The organism is Pedobacter sp. UYP1 (genome assembly GCF_040547305.1).
In the GTDB taxonomy this organism is placed as follows: Bacteria; Bacteroidota; Bacteroidia; order Sphingobacteriales; family Sphingobacteriaceae; genus Pedobacter.
Window position 1 is genome coordinate 122,409 of the sequence record NZ_JBEPPL010000001.1, and the last position, 24,954, is coordinate 147,362.

17 protein-coding genes are annotated in these 24,954 nt (G+C 37.2%); 10 read left to right on the top strand and 7 right to left on the bottom strand.

What is annotated here, in order from left to right; all coding sequences use genetic code 11:
• The first annotated feature begins 24 nt into the window (after window positions 1-24).
• Complete coding sequence (locus ABIB30_RS00565) at window positions 25-2,532, top strand: S9 family peptidase (RefSeq protein ID WP_354298796.1); 2,508 nt, start codon at window positions 25-27, stop codon at window positions 2,530-2,532.
• Between the two features lie 212 nt (window positions 2,533-2,744).
• Here the strand turns inward: ABIB30_RS00565 and ABIB30_RS00570 are convergent, their stop codons facing one another.
• Window positions 2,745-5,426 carry a CBM35 domain-containing protein gene (locus tag ABIB30_RS00570; protein WP_354298797.1) on the bottom strand — a complete coding sequence of 894 codons (2,682 nt, stop codon included), beginning with the start codon at window positions 5,424-5,426 and terminating at the stop codon, window positions 2,745-2,747.
• Between the two features lie 113 nt (window positions 5,427-5,539).
• On the bottom strand, window positions 5,540-6,457 hold the full coding sequence (locus ABIB30_RS00575; RefSeq protein ID WP_354298798.1) for a hypothetical protein: 918 nt from the start codon (window positions 6,455-6,457) through the stop codon (window positions 5,540-5,542).
• A gap of 158 nt (window positions 6,458-6,615) precedes the next feature.
• Between ABIB30_RS00575 and ABIB30_RS00580 the strand changes: the two genes are divergently transcribed.
• Both ABIB30_RS00580 and ABIB30_RS00585 read left to right on the top strand, forming a co-directional pair.
• A complete protein-coding gene (locus ABIB30_RS00580) occupies window positions 6,616-6,906 on the top strand; it encodes a hypothetical protein (protein WP_354298799.1) in 291 nt (96 codons plus the stop codon).
• Between the two features lie 69 nt (window positions 6,907-6,975).
• Window positions 6,976-9,699, top strand: coding sequence for a TonB-dependent receptor (locus tag ABIB30_RS00585; RefSeq protein WP_354298800.1), 2,724 nt, complete (start codon window positions 6,976-6,978; stop codon window positions 9,697-9,699).
• Between the two features lie 2 nt (window positions 9,700-9,701).
• Here the strand turns inward: ABIB30_RS00585 and ABIB30_RS00590 are convergent, their stop codons facing one another.
• From ABIB30_RS00590 to ABIB30_RS00610, 5 genes are all read right to left on the bottom strand, one after another.
• Window positions 9,702-10,847: a tetratricopeptide repeat protein gene (locus ABIB30_RS00590; RefSeq protein WP_354298801.1), complete on the bottom strand. Its 1,146-nt coding sequence runs from the start codon at window positions 10,845-10,847 to the stop codon at window positions 9,702-9,704.
• Window positions 10,848-10,936: 89 nt separating this feature from the next.
• Window positions 10,937-12,037 (bottom strand): tetratricopeptide repeat protein, encoded by a 1,101-nt coding sequence (locus ABIB30_RS00595; RefSeq protein ID WP_354298802.1) that lies wholly within the window; start codon window positions 12,035-12,037, stop codon window positions 10,937-10,939.
• 105 nt (window positions 12,038-12,142) lie between these two features.
• Complete coding sequence (gene gyrA / locus ABIB30_RS00600; protein ID WP_354298803.1) at window positions 12,143-14,755, bottom strand: DNA gyrase subunit A; 2,613 nt, start codon at window positions 14,753-14,755, stop codon at window positions 12,143-12,145.
• 98 nt (window positions 14,756-14,853) lie between these two features.
• Window positions 14,854-15,747, bottom strand: coding sequence for an oxygen-dependent coproporphyrinogen oxidase (hemF, locus tag ABIB30_RS00605; protein ID WP_354299447.1), 894 nt, complete (start codon window positions 15,745-15,747; stop codon window positions 14,854-14,856).
• A 189-nt stretch (window positions 15,748-15,936) separates the two neighbouring features.
• Window positions 15,937-16,554, bottom strand: coding sequence for a fasciclin domain-containing protein (locus tag ABIB30_RS00610; protein WP_502931076.1), 618 nt, complete (start codon window positions 16,552-16,554; stop codon window positions 15,937-15,939).
• A gap of 160 nt (window positions 16,555-16,714) precedes the next feature.
• On the opposite strand from ABIB30_RS00610, the gene ABIB30_RS00615 reads away from it, so the two are divergent.
• From ABIB30_RS00615 to ABIB30_RS00645, 7 genes are all read left to right on the top strand, one after another.
• Complete coding sequence (locus ABIB30_RS00615; RefSeq protein WP_354298804.1) at window positions 16,715-17,200, top strand: DUF4442 domain-containing protein; 486 nt, start codon at window positions 16,715-16,717, stop codon at window positions 17,198-17,200.
• 28 nt (window positions 17,201-17,228) lie between these two features.
• Window positions 17,229-17,861, top strand: a complete 633-nt coding sequence (locus ABIB30_RS00620; RefSeq protein WP_354298805.1) for an AlbA family DNA-binding domain-containing protein — start codon at window positions 17,229-17,231, stop codon at window positions 17,859-17,861.
• Window positions 17,862-17,891: 30 nt separating this feature from the next.
• Window positions 17,892-19,256, top strand: coding sequence for an MATE family efflux transporter (locus ABIB30_RS00625; RefSeq protein ID WP_354298806.1), 1,365 nt, complete (start codon window positions 17,892-17,894; stop codon window positions 19,254-19,256).
• Window positions 19,257-19,355: 99 nt separating this feature from the next.
• Window positions 19,356-20,273 (top strand): cation diffusion facilitator family transporter, encoded by a 918-nt coding sequence (locus ABIB30_RS00630; protein ID WP_354298807.1) that lies wholly within the window; start codon window positions 19,356-19,358, stop codon window positions 20,271-20,273.
• A gap of 153 nt (window positions 20,274-20,426) precedes the next feature.
• Window positions 20,427-21,101, top strand: coding sequence for a response regulator transcription factor (locus tag ABIB30_RS00635; RefSeq protein WP_354298808.1), 675 nt, complete (start codon window positions 20,427-20,429; stop codon window positions 21,099-21,101).
• Window positions 21,098-22,411, top strand: coding sequence for a sensor histidine kinase (locus tag ABIB30_RS00640; protein ID WP_354298809.1), 1,314 nt, complete (start codon window positions 21,098-21,100; stop codon window positions 22,409-22,411). Before ABIB30_RS00635 ends, ABIB30_RS00640 begins: the two co-directional genes overlap by 4 nt.
• A 121-nt stretch (window positions 22,412-22,532) precedes the next feature.
• Entirely contained in the window at window positions 22,533-24,941 is a 2,409-nt protein-coding gene (locus ABIB30_RS00645; protein WP_354298810.1) for a TonB-dependent receptor, read from the top strand.
• The last annotated feature ends 13 nt before the right edge of the window (window positions 24,942-24,954 follow it).

The window sequence follows — 24,954 nt, forward strand, 5'->3', positions numbered from 1 at the left end:
TAGACCGTTTATTAAAAACCATCAATGAAGAAACTTTACCTACCAATTTTACTCTCACTCTGTAGTACGGGGTACAGCGCAATGGCGCAAACAAAAACATTTACTATTACAGAATCATCGGTTGCCGCTCCAAAAGCGAACTATCAGCTGGCCTCAAGGTTTTCGCCAGCCAAAGTTAAGAAGATGGTCTACTCAATTGAAGCAGATCCGCATTGGATGAAATTAAGCAACCGATTTTGGTATGCCTATGAATCGCCATCAGGTAAAGAATGGTACCTGATAGATCCATCAGCAAAAACTAAAAAGAAAATCTTTGATAAGGCAAAACTTGCTGCCGAAATTACGACCATTATTCGTGATCCTTTTGATGCACAACATTTGCCTTTAGAAAACCTGAAATTCTCGGGTGATGAGAAATCAGTTACTTTTGAAGTGAAAAGTTCGATTGATGAGCCTAAAAAAGACAGAAAAGATAAGAACGCTGCAGACTCCACGCAGAAAAAAATCTTCTCTTTTCACTATGTGCTTGCCAGCGCAAAGCTAACAGAGATACCTAATTATTCTAAACCTAAAGAAAAGCCAAAATGGGCTTCAGTAGCACCAGATTCTTCGGCTATTATTTTTAGCAGAAACTATAATCTGTACTGGATGGATAGAGAAAATTATAAAAAAGCAGTCAAAAATGAAGATGACAGCACAATTGTAGAACATCAATTGACTAAAGATGGAGTTAAATTCTATTCTTATGGGGCTAATGGAGATGGAGAAAACAATGTAGAGAATGAAAAGAATAATAAAAAAAGGAGGGGAGCATATGTGTTATGGTCACCGGATGCTAAAAATTTCGTATTAAACAGAGAGGATGAACGTAAGGTAAAGGATCTTTGGGTGATTAATAGTATAGCTGAAGGCAGACCAACATTAGAGACCTATAAATACCAGATGCCCGGTGAAGCGGAAGCCCCGGTTAATGAATTGTTAGTATTCAATTTTGGAGCTAAAACGTATAAAAAACTAAATACGTCAGCTTTCAAAGATCAGGATTTCTCTTTGTGGGATGCGCCATCACTCAACAAAAACAGAGACAACGAATTCAGACCATCCATTTGGCTGGGTACAAATAGCAAGATCTATTTTTCTCGTAAAAGCAGAGATTTGAAAAGAGTAGATTTGTGTGCAATTGATATTCATAGTGAAACGGTTACTCCTTTGATTGAGGAGCGTTTTAATACCTACCTGCAAACTAGTCGACCAGGACTGGTAAACGATGGTAAAGAAATCATTCATTGGTCTGAACGTGACGGGTGGGGACATTTTTATCTGTTTGATGCTGCTGGAAAACTGAAAAATCAGATTACTAAAGGTGCTTTTCATTGCGAAGACATTGTCAATGTGGATCAAAAAAACAGGGTTCTTTATTTTACGGCTAATGGTAGGGAAACCAAAGAAAACCCTTATTATCTACATTTGTACCGTATCAATTTTGATGGTTCAGGAATCAAGCTGCTTAACGCCGGAGATTTAGATCATGCAATAAGCATGAATGATGAAGCCAGGTTTTTTGTAGACAATTCATCAAGAGTGAATACGGCTCCAAAAGCAATAGTAAAGGATAACAATGGCCAGGTGGTTATGGAACTGGAAACTACCGACCTTTCTTTATTGATGGCTACCGGGTATAAATTTCCAGAGCCATTCACTGTAAAAGCTGACGATGGCATTACTGATCTTTATGGGGTGATGTACAAACCTTTTGATTTCGACCCAAATAAAAAATACCCAATAATTGAGTATGTATATCCTGGTCCACAAACAGAAGCAGTAAATAAGGCATTTAGTAAAAGCATGGACAGAACAGACCGGCTGGCGCAGTTTGGTTATATTGTCATTACTGTTGGAAATCGTGGTGGAAATCCTGCAAGATCCAAATGGTATCATACTTATGGTTACGGAAATCTGCGTGACTACGGACTGGCAGATAAAAAGGCTGCAATAGAGCAATTGGCAGACAGAAATAAGTTTATTGATATCAGCAAAGTAGGAATTACCGGACATTCTGGTGGAGGGTTTATGTCTACAGCTGCGATGCTGGTTTATCCTGACTTTTTTAAAGTTGCAGTATCCAATGCAGGTAACCATGACAACAATATCTATAATCGCTGGTGGAGTGAAACACACCATGGCGTAAAAGAAGTTGTTACAGCAAAAGGTGATACAACTTTTAAATATAGTATTGACAAGAATCCTGACCTCGCCAAAAATCTTAAGGGGCATTTAATGCTGATGACAGGTGATATTGACAACAATGTACACCCGGCAAATACGATCAGGGTCGCCAATGCTTTAATGAAAGCCGGCAAACGTTTTGAGTTTGTAATTGTACCCGGACAGCGTCATGGATTTGGAGATTTAACAGAATATACATTCTGGAAATTAGCAGATCACTTCAATAAATATTTGATTGGCGATGCTTCAGCTGCTGATCAGGTGGATGTCGTGGAGATGGAAAAAGAAATAGAACAGAAAAAATAATAAAACTTAGGATGAAACTGACCTGATTGCCTTAAATGGCTAAAGGTCAGTTTCTTTTTATAATATTCTTTGCCTGTATCAGCTCTTTATAATCTGTAAAACCGTATATTATTCCTTTTTATATTATTGTTATATAATTAACATTATGTTAAGTACGTTTAGGAGACGCATCCCCCGGCTCGTGAAAACATCAATTCTGAGCTGTATCATCATTAGTTCTTTATAATCTTATAGGTTTTCACAATTCCATCCAAACCGGTCACAGTAAGTACATAATAAGGATCCTGATAATCTTTCATATTTATTTCCAGGTTTTTACTATTTACCTGTTGAACTATCTGAACAACCTGACCAGTTCTAAGTGAAGTCAGTTTCGCAGAAGAAATTACAGTTTCACTATTTAACCTCAGCCAATCTATAACAGGATTTGGAAAAGGAAGAAATTCTTTCGGAGTTTCAGGAATAATTTTCCGCTCAGGAACATTTGAAGTCTGACTCGAACCGCCAAGATCGAAACGATAAATTGCTGCATCTGCAGCACCCAGATTTGCCGTTAATGAACCCGTGGATGATGAATTATTTCCACTATAAAGTTCTTTGACCGAATAATTCTGCGAAGAATTTAATCCGATGCGGTTCAGATCAATCGTATAAGATTTAGCAGCTGAACCATAATTTAAAACAGCCAGGTAAAAATAGCCGCCTATCTGCCTGGTAAACAACTCGCTTGCCCCCTGACCAGTGTTGCCTTCTACAGGCCTGAATGCAACTCCGTTTCTTGCGATATCAAGCACATCCTGGTTCTGAAATAAGGTTTGTGCCCTGGCACTCCACTGCCCGGTTGTAGAAAAATCATCCCCTGCTATTAGTGTTCCGTTGACGACACCAGACGTTACCCGCGCTTTATTTGCTCCTAAAGATTCATTTTTAAGTACCAAATGATCACCATCAATGTAGTTATAGATATAAGTTTGCCACCAGCCATAGTTTGTGCTGTTCAAGGTATATTGAGTTTCTCCTATAGCAGAATACGCATCACAGGCAATTCTTCTGGTGTGTGCATACCGTCCAGTAGCCAGATTCGGTGAAATGGCAGCATAAACTAACATTTTACCTTCCAATTGGTCAGTCAGGTATTCCATTCCTTTACGAAATGCTTGCATTCCGGTATGTACAGCAGGATCATAATAGCTGTCTGCTTCAATCGCTGCATGACCAATGAAATCAATTTTAATCATTTGAAAACCAGCCGTCTTGAAGCGGCCAATCATATAAGCGATACGCTGTTTAGTTGCAGGATGTGTCGGATCAATTGCCCGGCAACCATCCAGATCATGGTAAGCACCATTTTCTTTGGTCCAGATCTCTGTATAATTAGCTGAACTCCCCTCCACCGTCCTGCTTGTTTTGCTCCAGTCGACAAAGGGTGCCCAATATATTCCAGGTTTCAGTCCTTTGCTTTTGCAATAATCAGCAAATTCTTTCAACTGACTATCATTTAGGTTATCCCAATAGGAATCAAGATCGATATAAGCTGTATTTCCATTTCGATACCCCTTTAAACTGGTATTCACAAAATCTACCACTCCTTTCGCATTTGTTAAAGAAAGATTGCTCTGAATTGCTCCCCAGCTATTCCACCCAAATGGTGTCGGCTGTGTCCAGTTAAATATATACCGTGATTCAGCTATGCTGTTCGATTTACCGTACTCCTCCATCCCTTCCCGCCAGTCATTAAAATAACCGACCAGCATCTTAGGTGATTTCGCAGTTAAGGTTCCTACCCCTACCCAGCCATGTCCTCTTTTATCTCTGGTGGTCTGCTCTTCAACAAAACCTCCGAATACTTCCAGCGCAGTAAGGTTTGTACCTGTACCATTAATTTTAATTCCGGTTTTCCAGTCACTATGCTCTATGGAGCCTAATACCAGTCCATTACGGCTGTTATTGTCATAAATTGCACTGACTTCTGAACTCGTAGTATTCACAGCACTGCTTAGCGATTTGGCATCGTATCTGATAAAAGTATCATTATCAAAAGGAACATATAAAGCTTTGAGGTCTCCAGTGAATGGCAGTTTTGAATTTCCTGAGACCATAGGTGACATATAATAACTGTTAGCACCTGTCCCGTTTAAGATGACTTCTGTATAAAAGTAGTTTCTTGAATTGTAAACATAAAAAACTTGCTGCATTGGGATTAATCCATTTCCAGACATGCTGATGGTATGTTTAATTCCCGCCCCAAATCCATCATTAATAGCAACTGAAGCATAAGTACGGGTGGTATAACCGGTGCTGGAATTTGTCGCGTTCGCTTTCGCAACGGCATAAGCATCAATAATCGTCTTAGTATTATTGAAATAAACATCGTATTTACCTGTAGTTAGATTATAAGCGATTCTGTTACCTGTACCGAAATTGATAGTCTTTACTGCTGCATCTAAAGGTGAAATTTCCAGCTTATCGACATTAGGGGCCCAGCCTGAACTGTTATCCAGCCTGATCATATTACTCCCCTGATTCAGTGTTACAATTGTAGTTAGTGAGGCTACAGTACTCCATCCCCCCGATGGGAAACAAGGCAATTCCACGCTTGTATTATTATTTACTTTCAAAAATAAAGACCGGGGATCATTCGTCGCATAATATATCGTCAGGTTATAAGTGCCCGCTGCACTAACGTTGATCGTATTGACCTGGCTCCCATTGGTTGTTCCTCCAAGGTTGCCGACCATTTTTGCGCCTGAACAAGTAGTACAGGTCTGAATATTTGCACCATTAGCCAATACGCCAGATTCGGCTTCATAAGTAGGCTGCTGGGCAGAAACAAATGTAATTGGAAAAATAAATACAATACATGCCAGGGCGGCAATCCGGGATAAGCTTCGCATAAAGTAGAGGTTAATTATATTTGGTTTGGTGATATACCCTAAAAATAACCAGAACCAATGACCTAAGATTATGCTTTTTTGGCCTTATATTATGCTATATTCCGGAAAACAGCTTATTGGAAACTATTTGTGAATTTTGTTGTCGAAAAACTTTTTCTCTCTGAAGATCCACCATTTAAAGATAAGCCAGAGATCGTTTCTAATTTAAATACCCCACTCAGAATAAACATTGTTTTGGCATTTACATAGAATACACCATCATAAGTCTTTTGTTTTTTACTCAGACCTAATGAGATCCCAGCAGGTGCTCCTTCTGCATTTACGCTCTTGCTTGCATTATCTTTATAAGTCTCCTTACTTTTTAATGACACTGTCAGGTCATCCCCGTCAATTTTCAGAATAGTGAATGTGTTTTCTATTTTCCTGTCGTTTAATTCCATTGAAGTGTTCCAGCTGTTGTTTAACGCTATTTTTGCAGGTAAACCGACATTAAAAATTAAGCCATTCCAATACATATCTGACTCATAAACCGGCAATTCACTGTTCCATAATTTATTGACTTTGCTCACATTTGGAGTTGTATCAGCAGTTTTATGTTCCTCAATAAACATTACAGATGATTTATTAAGCACATCTGTAAATTTCTTTACCAGCCTTTCAGATCCATCTGTCGATTCAAATGAATTATCAGAATCATATTTTAAGACTCCAAACGGTCTATCTAAAATGAGGATTGCTCTTTTAAGTTTCTTTTCAACCCCTATTTGATCGGAAGTTTTTTTATCAAATTTGGTTTCCCAGGTTAATATTTCAGTTTTACTGGATGAATTACCAATCGACTGATTATGATCAGCTTTTTGACTGCCATCAACCGATATCTGGCTCCCATTGTCAGTCTTATTCTCTATGACCGAAATTAACTTATGCCCCTTGTATCCTTCAAAAGTGGGTTTTGTGATCTGAGATTTTACCGATGATATAAAAAATAAAAAAACGACCAAATTAGTAGCGTATAATAATTTTCTTTTCATTTCAGTATTATTTAATTGTGAATGCAATTATAGTAAACTTTATATTTAATTAACGTTTGTAATGGGAATTAAAATTTCGTAGATTAACCTTTAGTTGATGATATTAGAATAAGGCTTATATCAAAAAGAATTAATTTAACCATTTAAAGCTTAAAATCATGAAAAAAGTTCTCTTAATCGTTATGTTAGCATTTGCAGGAACCACCTTTGCTAACGCGTTTACAAAATCTGATTTTGTAAATATGATTACACCTATTGCAAATAATAGCTATTCACTTAATGAATTGATATCAACAAATGCTGCTATTGAATATACATCTTTACAAAATATTCAGTCGAATGCTAACCGAAGACTGCCACATGGTGATGTAACCGATGGGGATGGAAACGTAGTTGGCTGGTGGGCTTATGACGGAAACTCCGGCGTACTGCTTATCTATCTTTATTAAAAAATAAATATCATTAACTGGATCTAAGCCTTATTTTAGTTCAAAATATCAACTCAAACCGGATAACCATTGAAATTTCTATTGTTCGTAATATTATTTCTTTTTTTTAATCCTGCGAAACTATTTCCACAGGCAAACAAAATAATATCTATTAAAATTACGAATAACACCGCTTCTGAAAAAGAACCATTTGATCTTTACATTTACGCCGACTCTACGCTTAAGTTCAAATTTCTGAACTCAAAAACAGATACAATCTTTAGCATATCCGGAAAATCCGGAATAGTTTACCATGCTGTAATATCCAGATTAGGAGAAACTGTTCCTGTTTATAACTGGAAATTTGACACCTTAAAAGTGAATTTCACTAAACAGCTGCTATTGGAGCCTGTTGCTTTACATTTAAAAACAGTTGTTATTAATGCACAGCGACAAACCTATAAACGCGGTGACACCCTGGTCATACCGGTAGAGGATATCAGAACAAGACCACATTCCAGTGCCACTGAATTGATTGATAAAATTCCAGGATTTTCTGCCGGTTCAAACGGAAATATTACCGCTCTTGGTAAAAAGGTGCAGAAAATCAGATTAGACGGAGCCGAAATATTTGGTGGAAATCCAAGAGCAACACTCGAAAACATTAAAGCAGATATGCTTAAGGATATTGAAATGATTAATATGGAAGGAGATTCCGGAGGAGGCATCGAGCTGAATCTCCGATTGAAAAAAGACCGGAAAAAAGGATGGTACGGAGAAGTTTACGGCCAGCAAGGAACTAGTGACAGAAATAATGTCGGAGTTAAGTTGAATAAAATTAAACCCGGAACGAATTTCAGTTCTTTTTTCAACTATAACAACCAGAATCAGCAAGTGCTGTCCCCAAATGATTATCTCAAAATGATTAGCTCTGGTAATGAAATACGGAATACCCTTGGTACACAGAAACTATACTACGATTTCAAATTAGAAGATCCTTTTGATAATATAAACAGAGTATTAGAAAAACTATCTTTTTTAGAGAAGGGCGAGCATAAAACATTATCAGCAGGACTTAATATTAGTAAAACATATAAAAAAATAAGCTGGAATTCTTATTTGCTTGGTAGTTACGATAAAGCCGATATCGATGATATTTCAAAAACAACAAGAAGTTTAGGGGAATTTCGCGCAGAAGACTTTAAGAAGTATACCAATAGGAATAAGGCTTTTGATGCTACTCAGGAAACCAGTTTGAAATGGACTCCAAACGATAAAAATACAATTAGTGCCAAGTTAATTCTCGAAAGAAAGTATTTGAAGTCTGAGCAGTCCGGCCAGCTCAATAGTTCTTTATATAGCCAATCAGACAGCCTGATCAATAAAGCGCTGATTTTCACCAATCAGTTGCCAGTAAATAGTAATAATTTATTGCTGCTTACCGGGAATTGGGAACACAGGTACCAGAAATCAGCTAAGAAGACCACAGCTTCAGCTGGTATGCTGCTCAATAAAACAATCGCTGATAATAATTATCAGAATCAGCTGACAACCAATACAAACGTTTTAAATAATGCTGATAACCAGATTCACCAGTCCAACATCAATTATAACTATTTTGGTACTGTTCAACATAGTACATCACTCAGTAGAAAAATCTTATTTGATATCAGAACGAATGCAATGCTTTCCCGGAGCTTGACAGATAGAGTTGGCGGAAACATTTTAGAGGATAAAAGAGTGCAACCAAGTTTGTCCTTAAGTGCAAGGAATTTTATAGTTCAAAATAATCGTATTACACTTCAAAGTTTCCTGTTCTATAAGTCTGGTGCTTTAAGTATTGTTGCTGGGGCTGGAGCATTATCATCCCATTGGAGAGTCGCGGCAAATGACTCCTTATTTAACCAAATCAACAAAACTACATTCTTACCTGGTTTTTATGTTAATTATGTTTTTAACAAATCAAAGGTATCTTTCAGGTATACAAAAGAACAATTTACGCCAGTTTTAAATAATCTTTTACCAGCAGTTGATAGTAGTATAATACAACAGGTTTCAACCGGGAACCCAACGTTGACCCCCTATCTCTCCAACAAATATGAAATTAATTCAGATGTTTTTATACAAGGTCTCGGCTCAGTAAATCTTCAGGTAAACTATGCTATAACAAGTCTGCCAATAACTGATAACTTCAATATAATTAATGGCGGCCCTTTTCCAGAGCGGATTTTTACCCAATTTGGAAAAGCAAAAGAAATTACCGGAACTCTATCCTACTTTAGATTCAATACATCAAAATCAATCAATCCTTATGTATTCCTATTTTATTTATGGCGAAAACAATATCAATTGAATCAACAAATTATAACACCATTGGAGTTTAGTGCAATCAGTCCGCAAGCAGGGTTAAAAATTAACTTTTCTAAAGAACATACCTTAAATTTAAGTGTGCAAGCAATTATTAATAACGCTCATGGAACTGCCGGAAGTTCAGCCGTACGGTATAATATGGAACTTAAAGATGATAATAAATTGATGGAAGGACTTTATTATAAAGTTTCAACCAAATGGATTTTGATTAATACCGATCATACGCTGAGTTCAATTAATCCAATTATTAATTTTAATCTCTACAAATACTTCAGTAAACTAAAAAGCTGGCAAGTAAATATCGGGGTAAATAACTTGCTTAATGTAAATATGATTAAACTTTTGAATGCAGGGATTACTGAAAAAACCACTGCATCCTATAATTATTTGTCAAGATATGTCAACATTGGAGTTACCTTTTATCCTGAAAGATGGAAAAAGTAATATTAGAACTCCTCTAACTGAGCTTTCAATTCCTGTGCCCTGTCAAATCTGTTTTTGCGTGTATAAATGTCAATCAATAAAGTGATAGTAGGTTTATCTTTTCTATTGACTTTATGTGCCTGCGATAAAATGATCTCAGCGCGGTTAAGATTAGAAGTAAACGCAAGGATATCTTTTTTAGGAGTAGACAATGCGTCATTGCTCAGGTTAAGATAAACTAAACCTAACTGATACAGCGCATCAAAATAATTACGGTCTATATCTAAAGCCTTATTATAAGCTAACTCCGCGGTTCCCATATTTGTATTTTTCTGATGCAAATAACCATACAGATAATACAACAACTTACTTCTGGTCTCTACCTTTAAAGTATTTTCAATAACCTGTCTAGCTTCAGTATATTTCTCAGTATCCAGCAACAAGTTGATATAATCATTGTTCAATAAATCATTATAAGGATTGTAAATCAGTCCCTCCTGCAGCGTTTTTAAAGCAAGCTCATTATCCAGTTTACGTTTATAAATATCAGCCATACGCTGGAATACTACTGCATTCATAATCCCATTCTCCTTAGCACGTTTGAAATACGCTAACGCTTCATCCTCATTTTTAACACCTTCAGCGCTTAAAGCAGCATTGACGGCAAGAACAGTATCCTTAGGAAAGAAATCACTTACTTCTTTCAAATATTTAAATGCAGCACTGAAATCTTTAGCCTGGTAAGCAGACTTTCCTTTTTGCTGTTTTTTAATGTTTACATTATAACTTGATGCTTTGATCAGACCGGAGTTATCTTCAAACTTATCAAACCTTTTAGCTGAATCTATCGCATTAATAGCCAGATCAAAATATTTATCAGAATTATCCTGACTCGGGTCAACGATAGCAATGTAAGAACTCAAGTAAGATTTTATAGCCCATGTTTCAGGCCAATTCTTTGTTTCTCTATCCTTTTCAGCAGCTTCTGCCGCTTTAATCCCTTCTGATAGTATTGACAACTGTGTTTTTTGATCTTGTTTATTTGCAATTGCTGCCTGAAGCTTTCCTACACTATTTCTCGCAATATAGAGCTGGGTCTTTTGGGAAAACGCTGAAGTGGAACTCACCATCAAAATAGTAACTGCAAATAAATATCGTTTCTTCATCATATGCTTCATTAGGCTTAGCTACAAATTTATACAAAAAAAAAGAGGGATAAAATTTATCCCTCTTTTAATATCACATTTGTGATCAATAATTATTTTTTTGGTGCAGCAGCTGGCGTACCATTTTGCGCATCTAATAATTTTTTAGTCGCCTCATAGTTTACTTTGTCATCTTTAAAAGCATAAATAACTTTTAAGTTTTCTAAAGCAGAAACCATTTTAGAATCTAATTCATAAGCTTTTTTGTAGTAAGGTAATGCCTGATCGATAAAACCTTTCATTTTAGCAGTTACATCATCAAATTCCTTTTTCTTTTTAGGATCGATTTTGTTTCTTTTTCCTTGTAAATCTAAAGCTTGTTTATAGTAAGTATCGCCCATAGCATATTGGTATGAAGCATTTTTACCGTCTTTAGCAATTAATTTAGCTAATGATTCCTGAGCTTTTGCTACATTACCCTGTTTGATATAAAGATCAGTCTGCATACCAGAGAAATAAGAATTCTCAGGATATTTAGCTAAAGCGGCTTCTAATAAAGCAGTACCAGCAACCGTATCTTTCACCTGGCTGAATTCAGTAGAAATGATTTCACTGTACAAAGATTCAGAATCTTTAGATCCTAAATCAATTGCCTTTTTGAAATTTTTAACCATTTCAGGATAATCATTGATCTGCTTAGCAGTAACGCCTGCATTTACAAAAGTCGAAGTGTCCTGAGGGTTTTTAACCGTTAACTCATTAAAAAACTGAAGTGCAGATTTGAAATCTTTTTTATTGTAAGCGAAAATTGCCCTGTTTCTTAAAGCATTAGATAAAGTTTGTTCAGCTTCTTTGATGTTATCCTTTTCGCTCCCTTTTGTATCTAACTCTTTCGCCTTTGCAATTGCTTCTTCAGCAATTTTATCCTTAGCAACTGCATTTGCAATATTTAAAGAATCTACAAATGAAATTCTTGACGCAAATAATGCTCTGTAAGACCATGCATCAGGCATAATTTTAGACTTCTCGTTTGCAATAGCATTATCAGTAGTCTTTAGACCATCTTCAAGAGATTTTAAGGTTTCATCTAAAGTTTTAGCACTAGGTAAACTCGCTAATGCCCAGGTATTTTTAGCTTTGGAAACTTCACTCTTCTGAGCGTTTGCATAGGTGGCAGCACCTATTAAAAGCATACTTAAAACTACTTTTTTCATATTGTAAATTGGTTTTAATGAACATAAACCCTGTAGTTTAAAAGGATAAAAAATATCCGTTACTACTGCAGGGTTTATTGGGTCTGTTTTTAATTTAATTTATACTTAGTTTTCTTCTGTTTCGTCCGTATCATCTGCTTCACCTTCCTCATCAGACTCTTCTTCTTCCTCAGTTTCAGCTTCCTCAGCACCACCTTCTTCCGGCAATACATCAGCAGGATCTACAAACAACAGCTCTCCGTTAACTTCTTCTTCAGGATCATCCTCATGTTCGATTTTCGCAACAGATGCAATAGAATCATTTCCTTTCAAGTTAATCAAACGAACACCCTGTGTTGCTCTTCCGATAACCCTAAGCTGACTTAATACAATTCTGATAACGATACCCGATTTATTGATAATCATTAAATCATCAGCATCCGTAACCGCTTTAATAGCGATCAAATCACCTGTTTTCTCAGTGATAGTAATTGTTTTTACACCTTTACCACCACGGTTAGTAACGCGGTAATCTTCTACATTAGTACGTTTACCGTAACCTTTTTCAGAAACTACCATTACCGTTGCTGATGGATCATCAACAGCAATCATGCCAACAACTTCATCAGCAGCATGACCTAAAGTAACACCTCTTACTCCGGTAGCCGTTCTGCCCATAGGTCTTACGGTCGCTTCATTGAACCTGATAGCACGTCCTGAACGCAATGCCATGATGATTTCACTTGATCCGCTTGTTAAACTAGCTTCCAGTAACTGATCACCTTCATTGATATTAATTGCATTGATACCATTTACCCTAGGTCTTGAATAAGCTTCCAGAGAAGTTTTCTTAATCGTTCCTTTTTTGGTACACATGATAATATAGTTGTTCTCCAGATACTCCTGATCTTTCAGATTCTTAACCTTGATATAGGCCTTGATTTTTTCTTCTTTAGGAATATTGATAATGTTCTGGATCGCTCTTCCTTTACTTAGTCTTGAACCTTCAGGAATTTCGTATACTCTTAACCAGAAACAACGTCCTGTTTCCGTAAAGAACAACATATAGTTGTGGTTAGAAGCAATCAGTAAATGCTCAATGAAATCTTCATTTCGTGAATCACTTCCTTTGGACCCTTTACCACCTCTTGCCTGTGTACGGTATTCAGTTGCAGGCGTACGTTTGATATAACCTTCATGAGAGATAGTGATCACGACTTCTTCATCTTCGATAAAGTCTTCCATGCTCATATCTTCAGCAGAGTGAACGATAGTAGTTCTACGTTCATCGCCGTATTTATCCATCATTTCAGCCAGCTCATCTTTGATAATCTGCATTCTAAGACTTTCATCAGCTAAGATAGATTGTAAGTACTCAATCGTTTTCATCAACTCATTAAACTCTTCTTTGATCTTGTCTCTTTCCAGTCCTGTTAAACGGCGTAAAGTCATATCCAGAATCGCTCTCGCCTGAATATCACTTAAACCAAACTGCTCCATTAAGCCTGTTCTTGCTTCTTCAGGAGTATTTGATGCTCTGATTAACTTAATTACTTCGTCCAGATGATCTAAAGCAATTAATAAACCTTCCAGGATGTGTGCACGTTTCTGTGCTTCATCCAATTCAAATTTAGTACGGCGAACAATAACATCGTGTCTGTGATCCACAAAGTGTCTGATCAGATCTTTCAGATTTAGCATCTGAGGTCTGCCATTCACCAAAGCGATATTGTTGACACTGAATGAAGTTTGTAAAGCAGTTTGTTTGAAAAGGTTATTCAATACAATTGAAGCATTCGCATCACGTTTAATTTCATAAACGATACGGATACCATCCTTGTTTGACTCATCTTTAATATTAGAAATACCTTCCAGTTTTTTCTCTCCGACTAATTCAGCAGTACGCTCAATCATCATTGCCTTATTTACCTGGTAAGGAATTTCAGTAACAATGATAGTTTCGCGGTCTTTAACAGTCTCGATCTCAGCTTTAGCGCGCATTACAATACGGCCTCTACCAGTTTCAAAAGCGTCTGAAACGCCATTATATCCGTAAATTATTGCTCCGGTAGGAAAATCCGGACCTTTTACGAATTTCATCAACTCAGGAATAGTAATCTCTGTATTTTCAATGTAAGCGATAGTCGCATTGATTACTTCTGTAATATTGTGAGGAGGCATATTTGTTGCCATACCTACTGCAATACCCGAAGAACCATTAATTAAAAGGTTTGGAACTTTTGCCGGAAGCACTGTTGGCTCTTTTAAAGAGTCATCAAAGTTCAACTGAAAGTCTACAGTATCTTTATTGATATCTGCAAGCATGTCTTCAGCGATTTTCTGGAATCTCGCTTCCGTATAACGCATTGCTGCCGGAGAGTCACCATCAATCGAACCATAGTTACCCTGACCTTCTACCAGTAAATAACGTAAGCTCCAGGGCTGTGCCATACGAACCATAGTCATATATACTGAAGAGTCACCATGCGGGTGATACTTACCCAATACTTCTCCTACAATACGGGCTGATTTCTTGTAAGGCCTGTTATTCGCCAAACCAAGATCAAGCATCCCGTAAAGTACACGACGGTGTACAGGTTTTAACCCATCGCGTACATCAGGTAACGCCCTTGATACAATAACAGACATCGAATAATCGATGTAGGCAGACTTCATCTGCTCGTCAATATCAATTTTTATAATTTTGTCGTTTTCCTGATTTTCTAAATCTTCTGCCATAAAATATTGATGTTCGTTAAAAACGATTTAAATAAGGTAATGTTATAACCTTGCGAATTTAAGAAAATATTGCCGTTTAAGCGCATTGTGGAAAAAAATTAAGCCCAGTCTATACCTTTTATTAACTTGGTCAGAGTTGCGGCCTCTGGACTGTTTTCTGTAGTCTGGTGATTATATATCCACTTTGCCATTGGTGGTAAGCTCATTAAGATAGATTCTATCCTTCCGTTTGTCTCTAAACCGAACTTTGTACCCGAATCATAAACTAAATTAAATTCTGCATAACGGCTTCTTCTTACATATTGCCATTCTTGCTGCTGGGCTGTAAATTCAGTATTTCTATTCCGTTTAATCAGCTCAGTATAAGCTGGAATGAACGAATTACCAACCGCCAGGGAGAAATTGAACAATTGATCCCAGTCCAGTCCGGTATTTTCAGGTTTCAGCCTGTCATAGAATATTCCACCTACCCCACGCATTTCATTGCGGTGTTTAATGAAGAAATAATCATCTGCTTGTTTTTTGAATTTAGGATAAAACGAAGCATCAAACTCATCGCAGGTTTGTTTTAGCAGCTGATGAAAAAAGCGGACATCCTCATCAATTACATAATGCGGCGTTAAATCAATCCCTCCACCAAACCATCTTGTTTGCTCATCCATTTCGAAATAACGGATATTCATATGTATAATAGGTACAAATGGATTCGAAGGATGAATCACAATAGAAACTCCGGTAGCGAAAAATTCATCATTTTCTACCTTGAAAGCTTTTTTAACCGCTTCTGGTAATTTACCATATACAGCAGAGAAATTAACTCCACCTTTTTCAATTACATTTCCGTTCTGAAAAATACGTGTGCGGCCACCGCCTCCACCCGCTCTGGTCCAGATTTCTTCTTCGAACTGCACACCGCCATCGGCTGAAGCCAAAGCCTGGCAAATCTCATCCTGGATCTTTTGGTACGCTTCTACAACTTTATCTTTTAACATCGTTCCGTGAATATATGGGTTCAAAGTTAGATTTTTAAAGAGTATTTACTTGCAATTTATAGGTAAATACTTGCGGTTTGTAAGTAATTACTTACGATTTCTCATTAATAACTTGCGATTTGTAATCATAAAAAAGGCTTTGCCGATCAACCAGCAAAGCCTAAAAAAAATCAACTACCTATTATTAAACTATTTTTTCGGCATTAATACCGCATCGATTACATGCGTTACCCCATTACTTGAAACTGCATCAGTGATTGTTATTTTAGCATCATTCACATACCACTGACCATCTTTTTTAGAGAATTTGATTTTCTGTCCCTGAACAGTAGTTAGTTCCAGGCCATCTTTTAAATCAGCAGCTTTATAATTTCCTGCTACAACATGATAAGTTAAAACACCAGCCAGATCTTTTTTCATCTCTGGTTTAAGCAACTTCGCAACAGTACCAGCAGGCAATTTATCAAAAGCCTCGTTTGTTGGTGCAAATACAGTAAAAGGCCCTTTTCCACTTAATGTTTCCGCTAAACCAGCAGCTTTAACAGCAGCAACCAATGTAGTATGGTCTTTAGATTCAACAGCATTTTCTACAATATTTTTTGTGGGCACCATTAAAGCACCACCTACCATAACACCTTCCTGAGTGCTCATTTTTGAAGTATCAGCCATGCTTGACATTTTACTGCTGGTATCCGTCATTGTAGACATTGAGGTATCATTAGCAGCATCAGGTTTTGATGAGTTGCAAGCTGAAGCTAAAGAAAGAAATGCAAGAGCCATTGCAACCGTAAAAATTTGCTTTTTCATAAAGTTTAATTTTGTTTTGTCAGTTTTGTAAAATGATATACGAGATCACTGGCCTGCCGGTTTTTTATAAGCAGATTATTCTCTGAGAACTGTAAAATTTATCATATTAATTTCTACAGATTCTACAAGATCCCAATAATCTTTCTGATATTTAAAGCACATGATAGTATCAGAAAGAACACTTAAATGGGGACTGCGTTTTTACCCGCCGCTTCTCTTCCAGCGTATTTGGGTTAAGAAATTCCATCAAGGGTTCAGGGGAGCTGATGTTAAAATTTATAAAAGCCTTTTCAATAAAAACTATAACGGGTCCATATTTGGCGGAACGATCTATGCCGCTACAGATCCATTTTATGCATTATTGTTTGATCAGCTTTTACAACGCCAGGGATTTAAAATCAGAGTATGGCTCAAAAGCGCGAGCATACAATACCTGAAACCTGGAAGATCAGCCCTTTTTTTTACTATTATTATTACTGATGAGATGCTGAATGATGCTATTGAAGCGTTAAATACCAGTGGCAAATTTGTTAAAGCTTACCCCATGGAAATTAAAAACAGCGCTGGTGAAGTTTGTGCCACAGTAATGAACGAGGTATATGTCAGAAACCTGCACAGTGGCGAAAATGGCCCGGTAGCTTATTAAATAGAAATGTCTGTTAAAACCTCTAAAAATGAATATCAGGAAACTTATTTTGCAAGGAGAAGGAACTACACTGGATTTTAAAAAGACAATTAATAACTATGAAAAGATTGCAAAAAGCCTGGTAGCCTTTGCCAATAACAAAGGAGGACAATTATTGATCGGCGTAGCCGATGATGGCACGATCAAAGGCGTTAAATCTGAAGAAGAAGAGAAATACATGATTACCAGATCCGCGCATCAATTCTGCAAGCCAGCGATTGAACCGGAATTTGAAGAAATATACATTGATAGTAAGCTCGTCCTGGTCGCGAAAATTCCGCAAAGTGATACCAAACCGCACTACGCACTGGACGAGAACAAGAAATGGTGGGTCTATTTCCGGGTCAATGACAAGAGCATTCTGGCCAGTAAGATTATCGTTGATGTACTCAAAAAGGAAAATACCCACAGCGGACAACTGATCACTTATACTGAACAGGAACAAAAGCTATTAAAGTACCTCGATCAGGAAGGGCGTATTACCTTAAAACAATTTAGTAAACTCACTAAAATCTCTAATCAGAAAGCGCAGAAAATTCTGGTCAGTTTCATTCTTGCTGACCTGATTCAGCCTCATTCTTCCGAAAAAGAGGAATATTTTACCGTGGCAACGCCGAAATAGCCGTACCTTTGCTGGTTCAATTAAATTGTTATGTTCAGTTCCTTTTACGCAAAATACAAGCCTTATTATTTGGATAACCTTAGACTGGCCATGCCTATTGTGGTATCCCAGCTGGGCCATACCGTTGTGCACCTTGCAGACAGTGTGATTGTAGGACATTTTGCTGGAACAATTCAATTGGCTGCGGTTTCGTTGGTGAATAGCTTATTCATGCTGATCCTGGTTTTAGGAATGGGTATTTCCTATGGGTTAACTCCACTTATTGCGCAGGAAAATGGGCGTAAAAACTACAAAGAATGCGGCAGATTATTATCAAATAGCCTATTGATTAATATCATGATAGGGATTTTCCTGTATCTATTAGTACACTTTGGAACCTTATTGGTTATTGATAATCTCGGACAATCTCCAGAAGTGGTTGCCTATGCAAAACCTTACCTTGGATACCTGAGTTTTTCTATCATTCCATTGATGATTTTTCAAACTTTCAAGCAATTTGCCGAAGGACTGGGTTTTACAAAACAAGCTATGTTTATTTCTATCTGGGGAAATATTATCAATGTTATCCTGGGAATAATCCTGGTTAAAGGAATGTTTGGCATCGCTCCCATGGGCGTTAAAGGCGTTGGTGTCAGTACATTGGTAGACAGGATATTAATGGCTATAGTAATGTGTATTTATGTTTTCAACGCTAAGAACTTCAAAATATATCTGCAAAACTTTAAACTAACCCTGATCGATAAAATAAGAAGTATCAAAATCTTAAAAATCGGTGCTCCGGTTGCGCTGCAATATTCCTTCGAGATCAGTGCATTTAGCGGGGCTGCAATTCTGATCGGTACTATTGGCGCTGTGGAACAAGCAGCGCATCAGGTAGCCATCAACCTGGCTTCCGTAACTTATATGCTGGCGAGTGGAATAGCCTCAGCAGCGACCATTAAAACAGGTAATAATCTGGGTAAAAAGAACTTCCTTGATTTGAGAAGGTCAGCCATAGCAAGTTACCATACTGTAGCTGTTTTTATGAGCATTACTGCTGTTGCATTTGTTTGCGCGAATCATATATTACCCTATATCTATACAGAGGACACTGCTGTAATCAGTATTGCCGCTCAACTATTGATTATTGCTGGTTTCTTCCAGTTATTTGATGGTACACAAGTAGTTGGATTAGGTGTTTTGCGAGGTTTGGGTGATGTAAATATCCCTACAGTGATCACTTTTGTAGCATACTGGGTGATAGGTATCCCACTAGGTTATCTTTTAGGTATCACATTAGAGATGGGTGTAAACGGAATCTGGTATGGTCTGACTTTTGGATTACTTACCGCTTCTGTCATGCTGTTCTTCAGATTTCAGAAAAGGACAAAAATGCTGGTTGCTGTCCCAGTATAAAAAATACAAGAGGCTGTTTTAAAACATTTTGCCTTTTGTTTTTGTACAGTAAAGGCAAAGTCTTTTTAAGATTCTTATTTTCTTGCGTATTTTACACTTATGGCTAATCAAAAAGCATCCATTTACAGCGCGCTGGCAGCGAACCTGCTTATTGCCATTACCAAATTTATAGCCGGTGCAGTCAGCAACAGTGCATCCATGATTTCTGAAGGGATACATTCTGTGGTCGATACCGTTAACCAGATTTTATTGCTTTTCGGATTACAAAGAAGCAAAAAGCCCGCAGATGCACTCCGTCCCTTCGGTTATGGAAAAGAGCTTTATTTCTATTCCTTTATCGTTTCTATTTTGATTTTTGGTCTGGGTGGAGGAATCTCTATTTACCAGGGCATTATTCATATCTCAAACCCAGAACCTCTTGGAGATCCCACCTGGAATTATGTAGTACTTGCGCTTTCTATTGTTTTTGAAGGTACTTCACTAATTATAGCCGCTAAAGCTTTCAATAAAGTGAGAGGTCATGAAACCTGGTGGAATGCGATTGTAAAAAGTAAGGACCCTTCCAGCTTCTTAGTGCTTTTTGAAGATGGTGCAGCTGTTTTAGGATTATCTATCGTGATGATCTGTATGGTCATCGGTCACCGGTTTCAGATTCCACAATTGGACGGCGTAGCGTCCTTGCTAGTCGGACTGTTGTTAGTAGGGGTTTCTTTAATACTGGCCAGAGAAAGCCGGAGCTTATTAATGGGTGAAGGAATCTCTGCAATGTCGAGACAAAAAATAGTGGAGAAAACTGAAGCAGTTCCCGGGGTTGTCAAAGTTTTAACCGTTGTATCCACTTACCAATCACCAGATGAAGTGCTTTTAATGCTGATCGCGACTTTCAAAGAAGACCTGAATACCCATCAAATCAACGAAGCTATTGACGCTATTCAGGCTGGAATCAGAAAAGAATTCCCACTTATCCGTTATATTATTGTACAACCAGAAGAGTTTACAAAGCAGTTTAAGTTTTAAGAATCTGTACGTTCCTGAAAAAGCTTTGCAATTTGTTGATTGGTCTTTTCCAATTCAATTAATATTGAACCCGTAAGATCAAACAATAGCACAATAAGACTTTTTGCAACCCACTCCAAAAAGAACACAGAATTGCTATAGTATATTCGTGTTATGAAGCTATTAATAATCGAAGACGAAGCAGAACTCGCAACAAGTATAGCTGATTATCTTTCAGGAGAAAATTATAACAGTGAATTTGCTGTAAACTTCAGCCAGGCCATGCATAAAATCAATCTTTATAAATACGATTGTATCCTGCTTGATCTGATGCTGCCAGGGGGCGATGGAATGCAAATCTTAGCAGAACTCAAAAAACAGAACAAACAAGATGGAGTTATTATCATTTCGGCTAAAAACTCATTAGATGATAAAATAAAAGGACTTCAGATTGGTGCAGACGATTATCTTGCTAAACCTTTTCATTTATCTGAACTTTCTGCAAGAGTCTTTTCCGTTATCCGAAGGAAAAATTTCACCAATTCTAATATTGTCCGGCAAAAAGAGTTGCAAATTGATATTTTATCAAAAATAGTCCAGGTAAAAGATACCGCTGTTACCCTTACTAAAAAGGAATATGCCCTGCTCCTATATTTCGTCAGTAATAAAAATCGGGTGATCTCTAAAAATGCGCTCGCAGAGCACATATCCGGAGATATTGCTGATATGCTTGATAACCATGATTTCGTGTACTCACATATCAAAAATCTGAAGAAGAAACTCGGTGACTCAGGTTGCGGTAATTATCTAAAATCAGTTTATGGAACAGGATATAGATGGGAAATATGAAAAGATTACTCGATAAAATCCTGAAACCTCTCGCTATCTATGCGCTGATTGTCCTTTTACTAAGTATTCCAGCCTATTATTTCATCGTAGACCGCATTTGGGTTAGCGAACTTGATAAACATCAATACGTTTTGCGGGACAAAATAGAATCCAGACTTGTAAAATTAAATTTACCAGACAGTACAGTAGAACAAACCATTAATATCTGGAATAAAATAGAACCAGGATTTGTACTTACCGCTCATCCTACTGATCAAGTGATCAAAGACAGTGTTTATACCACTATGCGTTTTGATGATTTCCTGCAAGACAGAGAACAGTTTCGCGCTCTTTCTACCAGTGTACGTATTAATAACAAACATTATCGGCTGCTGATAGAAACTAATATGGAGGAAGCAGATGAAACTGTAACTGCTATTTCTTTAGCCGCTATCTTTTTTTTTCTGTTACTTCTTGGCGGATTTATCCTGTTAATCAAAAGAATATCTGCAAAGGTCTGGCAACCCTTTTATATTACCCTGGGTACACTCAGAAATTTTAAACTAAACAGCGATCAGGAGATTTCCTTCACCCCAAGTGACACGCAAGAATTTAATGAATTAAATGATAGCCTGAGCAAACTGCTCATCAGGAATGTAAGCGTCTACAAACAGCAGAAAGAATTTACCGAGAATGTTTCTCACGAATTACAGACTCCACTGGCAATTGTTCAATCCAAACTAGATCTGCTATTCCAGCATCCTTCACTTACAGATGACCAGTATAACATTGTTGAAAGTGCTCATACAGCCCTAACCAGAGTATCGAGGATCAACAAGAACTTGTTGATCCTGGCCAGGATTGAAAACCATCAGTTTGCAGATTATGATAACATACTGCTATCTGTAGTCCTATATGAAATGATAGATATGTTTACCGAACATTTCGAACAGAAGCAATTGACACTTCAAGAGTGTATTCAGCCCGATGTTAGAATTCAAGCCAACCTCGTATTACTTGAAGTACTAATCAATAATTTATTAATCAATGCTATCCGGCATAATAACATTAATGGAAAGATCAGTATCGAATTAACTGAACATCGGCTCCAGCTCATGAATACAGGCACTCACACTTTAGCGGCAAATAAATTATTCAAAAGATTCAGCACAACTTCTAAAGAAACGCCCGGTAGCGGACTCGGACTGGCTATCATTAAACATATTTGTGACCTGTATCAATGGAAGGTTAGTTATAACTTCATCAATAACCTGCATATTTTCACCATTAGCTTTAAAAATCCAATAACTCCTCCAACTCCTTTATCTTAATCGGACCCATTTCAATTTCTTTCATGCCTCTTGAATAGGATTCTTTAACAAATTCTAAAATCCAACTTTTCTCCTAATTTGTAAAGAAACTTTGTAGTCAATCACCTACAAAGAAGTAAATATGATGAAGTACACAATACTATTCCTTTTGTTACCCATTTTGGGATCAGCACAACAAATTAGCAAAGTGACCATTTCTGGAACAATCAACGATTCAAAAACGAAGGTCACTATTCCATTCGGAAATATTCAGCTTAAAACAATTAAGGATAGCACTTTAATAGCCGAAAAAGTAACTGACGTTTATGGGCAGTTCAAACTGACTGACATAACCAGTGGGAAATATATGCTGACAGTCTCTTATATGGGGTATAAAAAAATGGAATTGCCTGTACTGGTAGGAATGCTGAGTGCTTTCCTTGACTTAGGAAATTTAGATCTCGAAGAAGATGCACAAGCGCTAAATGAAATTAAGATCTTCAGTAATCAGGTTATAGGAATCAGTAATAAAATGGATAAAAAGACCTTTTCAGTTGCAGATAATATGAGTCAGGAAGGTGGATCAGTCTTACAAGTGATGAAAAACCTGCCAGGTGTATCTACCACACAAGATGGCAAACTGGAATTGAGAGGCAGTGATAAAGTAGCTGTTCTTATCGATGGAAAACAAACCGCAATAACAGGATTCGGAGGCCAAACTGGTTTAGATAATATCCCAGCATCAGCTATAGAAAGAATCGAGATCATTAATAACCCATCCGCAAAATTTGATGCTAATGGTAATGCCGGGATTATCAACATCATTTACAAAAAGAATAAACAAGAAGGATTTAATGGGAAAGCCGGACTTACTGCTGGATTAGGTGCGTTAGGGCAAAAGAAAGAAAACCTGCCTGGTATTCGACCACAATACCAGAACACTCCTAAAATTAATCCATCTCTGTCCTTAAATTACCGTAAAAATAAAATCAATACTTTCTTTCAGGGAGATTGGTTATATACACAAACCTTAAACAGAAACGAATTTGCCGAAAGAACCTATGACACCGGTGAAATTATCAGACAACAAGTGAAGCGAAATCGCATTACAACCTTTGCTACTGCAAAGGCCGGTTTGGACTGGAATGTAGACGAACGCAACACTCTAACCGTTACCGTACTTTTTAACCGGGAAAAGATTACTGATCGCGGAGATATTCCTTATTTCAACCAAGATCTTACTATACGCAGTAGATTATGGCAGTTTTTAGAAGATGAGGTGAAATACACAACATCTGCCTCAGCCATCTATCAGCATAACTTTAAACAAGCTGGACATACCCTAAACGCAAGTTTTAATTACACTTTCCATAGGGAAGACGAAAAGTATTTTTTCACCAACATCATGCCAACTTATATTGGAGAAGATTCTTTTAAACTCCTTTCTGACGAGCAGGTCGCAGATTTGAATGTTGATTATGTACGTCCGTTAAAACATGGAAGAGTTGAAGGTGGATTAAAGTTCCGCAGAAGAACAATTCCCGTCAACATGCAGTTCTTTCCGGGGCTGAATTCTCCTGTTGATATTAGTGCTGGCGGATGGGCAGATTACAGTGAAACCATTCCTGCATTATATACAAACTACGTTTATGAAAACAATAAATTCGAACTTGAAGCTGGTTTAAGAGTAGAATATGTAAAAATAGCTTACAAAGTAAATCCAAATCATAATACCTATAAAAGTGAAGGTTATGATTATGCAAAACCATTTCCTAATTTGCGAATAGCCTATAAACTGGATGACAAAAACAAGATCTCTCTGTTCTATACCCGCCGGGTAGATCGGCCAAATGAAGTCGATATACGAATTTTTCCAAAATATGATGAGCCAGAAGTTATTAAAGTTGGAAATCCAGCACTACGCCCTCAGTTTACGAACAGTTTAGAGTTTGGCTATAAAAATAACTGGGATAATGGCTATTTTTACTCCGCATTATATCATAGAATTACAGACGGAACGATAACCCGAATCGCCACACAGGTATCGGGTAGTACATTGATTTATAATGTGTTTCAGAATGCAGAGCGAAGTTATAATTCAGGTGTGGAACTCATTATAAAACAAGATCTTGTTTCGTGGGTTTCTGTGAATGCAAATGCGAATGTCTATCAAAATACAATTAACGCATTTCAGGTAGAGAATAAATATCCAGTACCTGTAACTTACCGTGCAGCACTGCAAAAACTATTCTCAGGAAACCTGAAGATTAATGGCTTATTTCATCTTCCAAATAAGTTAGAAGCACAGCTGACAGGTACTTATTTAGCGCCTGATATTATTCCCCAAGGCAGAATAAGTTCAAGATATACGGTAGATCTGGGGATTAAAAAATTAGTACAAAAAGGAGCCGGTGAGTTGTTTCTGAATGCTACAGACCTATTCAATACATTAAAAATTCAAAAAGAGATTTTAGGAAATGGTTTTAAGATAAAAAGTACAGACTACTATGAAACACAGGTATTCAGAATTGGATACACTTACAAGTTTTAAGCCTTATGCATTA

What these genes read in the sequence shown, in the direction of transcription:
- ABIB30_RS00565 (WP_354298796.1), top strand. Translation starts at nt 25, where the DNA reads ATGAAGAAACTTTACCTACCAATTTTACTCTCACTCTGTAGTACGGGG.
- ABIB30_RS00570 (WP_354298797.1), bottom strand. Translation starts at nt 5,426, where the DNA reads ATGCGAAGCTTATCCCGGATTGCCGCCCTGGCATGTATTGTATTTATT.
- ABIB30_RS00575 (WP_354298798.1), bottom strand. Translation starts at nt 6,457, where the DNA reads ATGAAAAGAAAATTATTATACGCTACTAATTTGGTCGTTTTTTTATTT.
- ABIB30_RS00580 (WP_354298799.1), top strand. Translation starts at nt 6,616, where the DNA reads ATGAAAAAAGTTCTCTTAATCGTTATGTTAGCATTTGCAGGAACCACC.
- ABIB30_RS00590 (WP_354298801.1), bottom strand. Translation starts at nt 10,847, where the DNA reads ATGATGAAGAAACGATATTTATTTGCAGTTACTATTTTGATGGTGAGT.
- ABIB30_RS00595 (WP_354298802.1), bottom strand. Translation starts at nt 12,037, where the DNA reads ATGAAAAAAGTAGTTTTAAGTATGCTTTTAATAGGTGCTGCCACCTAT.
- gyrA (WP_354298803.1), bottom strand. Translation starts at nt 14,755, where the DNA reads ATGGCAGAAGATTTAGAAAATCAGGAAAACGACAAAATTATAAAAATT.
- hemF (WP_354299447.1), bottom strand. Translation starts at nt 15,747, where the DNA reads ATGTTAAAAGATAAAGTTGTAGAAGCGTACCAAAAGATCCAGGATGAG.
- ABIB30_RS00610 (WP_502931076.1), bottom strand. Translation starts at nt 16,554, where the DNA reads ATGAAAAAGCAAATTTTTACGGTTGCAATGGCTCTTGCATTTCTTTCT.
- ABIB30_RS00615 (WP_354298804.1), top strand. Translation starts at nt 16,715, where the DNA reads ATGATAGTATCAGAAAGAACACTTAAATGGGGACTGCGTTTTTACCCG.
- ABIB30_RS00620 (WP_354298805.1), top strand. Translation starts at nt 17,229, where the DNA reads ATGAATATCAGGAAACTTATTTTGCAAGGAGAAGGAACTACACTGGAT.
- ABIB30_RS00625 (WP_354298806.1), top strand. Translation starts at nt 17,892, where the DNA reads ATGTTCAGTTCCTTTTACGCAAAATACAAGCCTTATTATTTGGATAAC.
- ABIB30_RS00630 (WP_354298807.1), top strand. Translation starts at nt 19,356, where the DNA reads ATGGCTAATCAAAAAGCATCCATTTACAGCGCGCTGGCAGCGAACCTG.
- ABIB30_RS00635 (WP_354298808.1), top strand. Translation starts at nt 20,427, where the DNA reads ATGAAGCTATTAATAATCGAAGACGAAGCAGAACTCGCAACAAGTATA.
- ABIB30_RS00640 (WP_354298809.1), top strand. Translation starts at nt 21,098, where the DNA reads ATGAAAAGATTACTCGATAAAATCCTGAAACCTCTCGCTATCTATGCG.
- ABIB30_RS00645 (WP_354298810.1), top strand. Translation starts at nt 22,533, where the DNA reads ATGATGAAGTACACAATACTATTCCTTTTGTTACCCATTTTGGGATCA.